This window comes from Novosphingobium sp. (genome assembly GCF_041905565.1).
In the GTDB taxonomy this organism is placed as follows: domain Bacteria; phylum Pseudomonadota; class Alphaproteobacteria; order Sphingomonadales; family Sphingomonadaceae; genus Novosphingobium.
Genome location: NZ_JAYRKX010000035.1, coordinates 1 through 6,257, shown reverse-complemented (window position 1 = coordinate 6,257; position 6,257 = coordinate 1). Strand labels below are relative to the sequence as shown.

At 67.9% G+C, this 6,257-nt stretch carries 6 protein-coding genes; all 6 read left to right on the top strand.

What is annotated here, in order from left to right:
- On the top strand, nt 1-364 hold a 364-nt coding region (locus tag ACE3N9_RS16395), incomplete at its 5' end, for a DUF6504 family protein (protein ID WP_374285544.1).
- A gap of 2 nt (nt 365-366) precedes the next feature.
- Nucleotides 367-3,783, top strand: a complete 3,417-nt coding sequence (locus ACE3N9_RS16390; protein ID WP_374285542.1) for an error-prone DNA polymerase — start codon at nt 367-369, stop codon at nt 3,781-3,783.
- 44 nt (nt 3,784-3,827) lie between these two features.
- Entirely contained in the window at nt 3,828-4,331 is a 504-nt protein-coding gene (locus tag ACE3N9_RS16385; RefSeq protein ID WP_374285540.1) for a carboxymuconolactone decarboxylase family protein, read from the top strand.
- Nucleotides 4,328-4,876 (top strand): nuclear transport factor 2 family protein, encoded by a 549-nt coding sequence (locus tag ACE3N9_RS16380; protein ID WP_374285538.1) that lies wholly within the window; start codon nt 4,328-4,330, stop codon nt 4,874-4,876. The genes ACE3N9_RS16385 and ACE3N9_RS16380 overlap by 4 nt, the downstream gene beginning before the upstream one ends.
- Before the next feature lie 8 nt (nt 4,877-4,884).
- On the top strand, nt 4,885-5,637 hold the full coding sequence (locus ACE3N9_RS16375) for an SDR family oxidoreductase (protein ID WP_374285536.1): 753 nt from the start codon (nt 4,885-4,887) through the stop codon (nt 5,635-5,637).
- A gap of 370 nt (nt 5,638-6,007) precedes the next feature.
- Entirely contained in the window at nt 6,008-6,217 is a 210-nt protein-coding gene (locus tag ACE3N9_RS16370) for a hypothetical protein (protein WP_374285535.1), read from the top strand.
- The last annotated feature ends 40 nt before the right edge of the window (nt 6,218-6,257 follow it).

Here is a 6,257-nt window from a genome sequence, read left to right as displayed (position 1 = left end):
GGAATGGTATGCTCTGGGTGGCCGGGTGGGGGAGCGGGCCGGTGCCGCTTCCAGCCGTGAGGCTGGCAAGGAACGCCCCCTGAAACTGCTCGACCGGCCGGAACCGATCGCGGTGCTCTATGCCAGCCCCGATGGCCTGCCGCGCCTGTTTCGCTGGCGCGGCGAAGTCCACGAGATTGCCCGCGCCGAAGGGCCGGAGCGGATCGCGCCCGAATGGTGGCGCGAACGCGGCACCACGCGGCTGCGCGATTACTACCGGATCGAGGACGGGCAGGGCCGCCGCTACTGGATCTACCGCGCGGGCCTGCCCGATGACGGGCGCGGCGGGGTGCCCGAATGGTTCCTGCAGGGGCTGTGCGGCTAGCCATGCCCGAGGCCCCGCTGACCCCGCCGCGCCGCCACGCCGAACCCGCCGATCTGCCGCCGCCGACCCCCGCGCCGTTCGTCGAACTGGGGCTGGTCAGCTGCTTTTCGTTCCTGCGCGGCGCGTCTGACGCGGTGGACCTCGCCACCACGGCGCGCGGGCTGGGCTATGACGCGATCGGGATTGCCGATGCCAACACCATGGCCGGGGTGGTGCGCCTGCATGTCGAGGCCAAGGCGCTGGGCCTGCGCCCGGTGATCGGCTGCCGGATCGAAACGGTCGAGGGGCTGGCCTTCCTCGCCTATCCGCAGGACCGCGCCGCCTATGGCCGGCTGTGCCGCCTGATTTCGGCCGGGCGGATGGCGCGGCTTGACGGCGAATGGCAGGACAAGGGCGCCTGCGACATCAGCCTGACCATGCTGGCGGCGCATGCCGAGGGGGTGCACTTGGTGCTGCTGCCCCCGGATGATCTCGACGCGGTGCTGACCATCCCGGTGGAAAGCAACGTGGTCGCCCTGGGCGCAGCCAGCGCGCCTGGACAGGCCGAATTGACCGCCCCCTGGGCCGAGTTGCTGCCACACCTGGCCGCGCAGCTGCCCACGCTGCGGCATCTGGCCGCCAGCTATCTCTACACCGGCGATGATCTGGCGCGGATCGCGCGGCTCGATGCCCTGGCGCGGGGGCAGGGCATGACGATCCTGGCCAGCAACCTGCCCCTCTATCACGCCCCGCACCGCCGCCCGCTGCATGACGTGATGACGGCGATCCGCCACAAGACCACGGTGGCCCAGGCCGGGCACCTGCTCCAGCCCAACGCCGAACGTCACCTCAAGGGGCCGGAGGAGATGGCCCGGCTGTTCGCACCCTGGCCTCACGCCTTGGAGGCCGCGCGCGAGCTGGCGGACAGGTGCCGCTTCAGCCTTGAGGAGCTGCGTTACGAGTATCCCGAGGAGATCTGCCCCGATGGGCTGGAGCCGCAGGGCTGGCTGGAACAGCTGACCTGGGCCGGGGCGGCGGGGCGCTATCCCGGCGGCGTGCCCGAAACCGTGGCCGCGACGCTGCGGCGCGAGCTGGACCTGATCGGCAAGCTGGGGCTGGCGCGCTATTTCCTGACCATCAAGGACATCGTCGATTTCGCGCGGGCGCAGGACCCGCCGATCCTGTGCCAGGGGCGCGGCAGCGCGGCCAATTCGGCGGTGTGCTATTGCCTGGAAATCACCGCGGTCGATCCGGCCCGGCACGCGCTGCTGTTCGACCGCTTCATTTCCGAGGATCGTAACGAACCGCCCGACATCGACGTCGATTTCGAACACGAACGGCGCGAGGAGGTGATCCAGTACATCTACGCCCGCTATGGCCGCCAGCGCGCGGGCCTGTGCGCCACGGTGATCCATTACCGCCCGCGCATGGCGATCCGCGAGGTGGGCAAGGCGATGGGCCTGTCGGAAGATGTTACCGGTGCGCTCGCCCGCACGGTTTGGGGCAGCTACGGCCGCTCGATCGGGGAAAAGCACGCCGCCGAAACCGGCATGGACCTGTCGGACCCGCACCTGCGGCGGGTGCTGGCGCTGACCGAGCAGATGATCGGCATGCCGCGCCACCTGTCGCAGCACGTCGGCGGCTTCATCCTGACCCACGGGCTGCTGACCGAAACCGTGCCGATCGGCAATGGCGCCATGCCGGAGCGCAGCTTCATCGAATGGGACAAGGACGACATCGACGCGCTGGGCATCCTGAAAGTCGATGTGCTGGCGCTGGGGATGCTGACCTGCATCAGGAAGTGCCTTGACCTGCTGGGCGCGCATCACGGCCAGCAGCTGACCCTGGCTACCGTCCCGCGCGAGGATCCCATGGTTTACGACATGCTGTGCAAGGGCGATTCGCTCGGCGTGTTCCAGGTGGAAAGCCGCGCGCAGATGAACATGCTGCCGCGCCTGCGCCCGCGCTGCTTCTATGACCTGGTGATCGAAGTGGCGATCGTTCGCCCCGGACCGATCCAGGGCGACATGGTCCACCCCTATCTCAAGCGGCGGCGGGGCGAGGAGCGCGTGGAAATCCCCGCCCCGGGGCCGCAGCACGGCCCGCCGGACGAGCTGACCAGCATCCTGGGCCGCACGCTGGGGGTGCCGATCTTCCAGGAACAGGCGATGAAGATCGCGCTCGACGCGGCCCGGTTCACCGGGGCGGAGGCCAACCGCCTGCGCAAGTCGATGGCGACTTTCCGCAGCCGGGGGATGGTGGCGGAACTGGAGGACATGATGGTCGGCCGGATGATCGCGCGCGGCTATGACCCAGATTTCGCCGCGCGCTGCTTCAACCAGATCAAGGGGTTTGGCGAATATGGCTTTCCCGAAAGCCACGCCGCCAGCTTTGCGCTGCTGGTCTATGTCTCGGCCTGGCTGAAATGCCATTACCCGGCGGCCTTCGCCTGCGCGCTGCTCAATTCGCAGCCGATGGGGTTCTATGCCCCGGCCCAGATCGTGCGCGATGCGCGCGAACATGGGGTGCGGGTGCTGCCGGTGGACGTCAATTGCAGCGATTGGGACAACAGCCTGGAAGGGCAGGGCGATGCGGCCGCGCTGCGGCTGGGGCTGCGCCAGGTCGATGGCTTTGCCGAGGCGGCGGCGGCGCGGATTGTCGCGGCGCGGGCCGAGGGCGGGCCGTTCCGCGACGTGCGCGAGCTCAAGGATCGGGCCGGCCTGTCGCCCGCGCTGGTCGAACGGCTGGCCAGCGCGGACTGCATGGCATCGCTGGCGCTGACCCGGCGGCAGGCGCTGTGGGACGCGCGCAGCCTGATCGCCGCGCCCGAGTTGCCGCTGTTCGCCGCGATGCAGGCGCGCGATGAAGGGGCAGAGCGCGCGCTCACCCGTCTGCCGGCCATGCCCCTGTCCGAGGAAGTGGTGGCCGATTACCAGACCCAGCGCCTGTCGCTGAAGGCGCATCCGCTGGCCTTCCTGCGCGCCGATCTGGCCGAACGCGGCTTCATCCGCGCGGCCGACCTGCGCAGCCGCAAGTTCCGCAGTGCGGTGCAGGTGGCGGGCGTGGTGCTGATCCGCCAGCGCCCCGGATCGGCCAAGGGGGTGTGCTTCATCACGCTGGAGGACGAGACCGGGGTGGTCAACCTGGTGATCTGGCCCGACGTGATGGAGCGCCAGCGCCAGGTGATCATGGCCGCGCGGCTGATGGAAGTGCAGGGCCGCGTCGAATACGATGACGAGGTGACCCACGTGATCGTCACCCGCCTGGCCGATGCCACGCCCGCGCTGCACGCGCTGTCGGACGATCTGCTGCCCCGGCAGGTGGACCGCGCCGATCACGTTGCCCGCCCGGTGCAGGGCCAGCGCGGGCCGCAGCCGGTTCACCGCGCCGGCCATCCCCGGCAGGCCAGGATCATTCCCAGGTCGCGCGATTTTCATTGAGAGGCCTATCCAATTCTGCAACCATGTGCAGGAAAGGAGAGGTCATGCCACAAATCGAGCTGCCCGACGGGCCAGGGGAAATGACCGCGCGGATGTGGTCGCTGCGGCCGGCGCTGGGGGCCGCCGTCCAGGCCTTTGGCCAGGCGGTGCAGGCCGGTTCCACCCTGCCGCTGCGCGAGCTGGAAGCGGCGCGGATGCGGATTGCCCATATCAACGGCTGCCTGCCGTGCAGCGAGGCCCGGCCCGAAGAGATGGCCGAACTGGGCATCGACGAGGCGTTCTATGCCGATGTCGACGATCCGGCCCGGCGCGGGCGCTATTCCCAGCGCGAAGCACTGGCGATCGGCTTTGCCGAGCGCTTTGCCGCGGGCAAGGCCAGCTTCGACGCGGCGTTCTGGCAGGACCTGACCAGCGCGTTCACCCCCGGCGAGATCGTCGAGCTGAGCACCTGTGTCGCCAAGTGGCTGGCGATCGGCCGGATCAACGCGGTGCTGGACATGGAACTGTCCTGCCCGATCACCATTCCCCAGCGCGGAGCAGCACGATGACCCTTGATGATATTGCCCGGCGGCTTGACCTGCTGGAAGCCAAGCAGGCGATTGCCGACCTGATCCATGCCGGCGCCCGCGCCAACGACCGCAAGGACCTCGACGGGATGCGCGCCTGCTACTGGCCCGACGCGATCACCTGGCACGGCGGCTACAAGGGGCCGTCCGCCGGGTTCATCGACTATGCCGTGCCGATCATCGAGCGCTGCCTGCAGGCCGCGCACCACGTGTCCAACGTGCTGATCGAAGTGCAGGGCGACCGGGCGCTGGCCGAAAGCCACTATTTCGCCCACCACCGCCGCCCCGCCGCCAGCGGTTCGGGCGAGGAGGACGCCTTTTTCGAAGGCCGCTACATCGACGTGCTGGAACGGCGCGACGGCGAATGGCGGATCGTGCTGCGGCGCGGGATTTCCGACTTTTCGGGCGCGGTGCCCGCCACCACGCCCTATGCCGCCTGGCCGCAGGGCGCCCACAGCCTGCCCTGGCCTGACGACGAATTCTATCGCATCGCCCGCGCATTCCGCGCCGGCGAACCGCTGGTTTGAAAGGGCACATGATGGGACGGGTTCAGGGCAAGGTCGCGGTTGTCACCGGCGGGGCGATGGGCATCGGCGCGGCCACCGCGCGCCTGCTGGCCGAAGAAGGGGCCAGCGTGGTGGTGGCCGATCTGGCCGAAGCGGAAGGGCAGGCACTGGTCGCGGAGCTTGCCACGCCGGGGCTGTTCCTGCGCCATGACGTATCAAGCGAGGCGGACTGGGACGAGTTGGCCCGCACGGTCACCGCGCGATTCGGGCGAATCGACATCCTGGTCAACAACGCCGCGATCCAGATTCCGGCCTCGATCGCCGATGTGACCTATGCCGACTATCGCCGGATCCAGGCGGTCAACGCCGATGGGCCGTTCCTGGGCTGCCGCATGGCGGTGCGCGAAATGGCGCGCAGCGGCGGCGGGGCAATCGTCAACATCGCCTCGGTCGCCTCGCACAGCGGCGAAGCGGGCGGGGTGGCCTACAGTGCTTCCAAGGGCGCGGTGCGATCGCTGACCAAATCGGTCGCGGTGTTCTGTCAGAATGCCGAGAACGGGATTCGCTGCAATTCGGTCCACCCCGGCGTAACCGATACCCCGATGCTGCGGGCGATGCGCGCCGATCTGGGACTGGAGCCGCAAAGCCCCCACGCGGGCGATCCGCGCCAGGTGGCCTATGCCGTGCTGTATCTCGCCTCGGACGAGGCGCTGCTGGTCAACGGTGCGGAATTGCTGGTCGATTCGGCCCGGACTGTCACGCCGCCGCCGCCCAAGCGGTAGCGGCGCAGGGCCGGTTGGGCACTGCCACCATCAGGCATGACGCTGGGGGGAATGAAAATGCCCACCAGCGCTGCTGGATGGTGACCCCTACGGGAGAAGATGCTGACTTCGATTTTCTGCCAAAAACCACGGAAATCTGCCGTCAATCACCGAATTATGTAGCAAGGTATGTACCGGTACATATGTACCGGATTGACGCCGCGTTCGGAAGGGAAATCGGCTTGCGAAACGCCTGAAACAGCGTTGGAAAATTGATCCGGCGCGGATCGAAATGTCTGTTGACATCCGGGGGGGGGGGGCAGGATATTCACATTGAGCCGAACACAGGCGACTCGTGCTTGGCTCAATACATAACTGTGAAGGAGAGTGTATGGCTTACATGGATGGTGGTGCCGTCTTTGCTGACGGCATTCAAGAACTGACGTTCGATGAGATCGAAGAGGTCAATGGCGGCCGCGTCAATTGGCGCATGGTTGAGGAGGGTGGCCTGCTAATTGGTCACGTCCGTCAACGTGGTGTAATTTCGGCGGTGGCCCTGGGTCATCGTCAGGCGGCCTTTGCGGTGATGTGTAGTGGCTGATTTTCCTCCTCGATCATGGATTGGTTGAGTTCGGCCATAC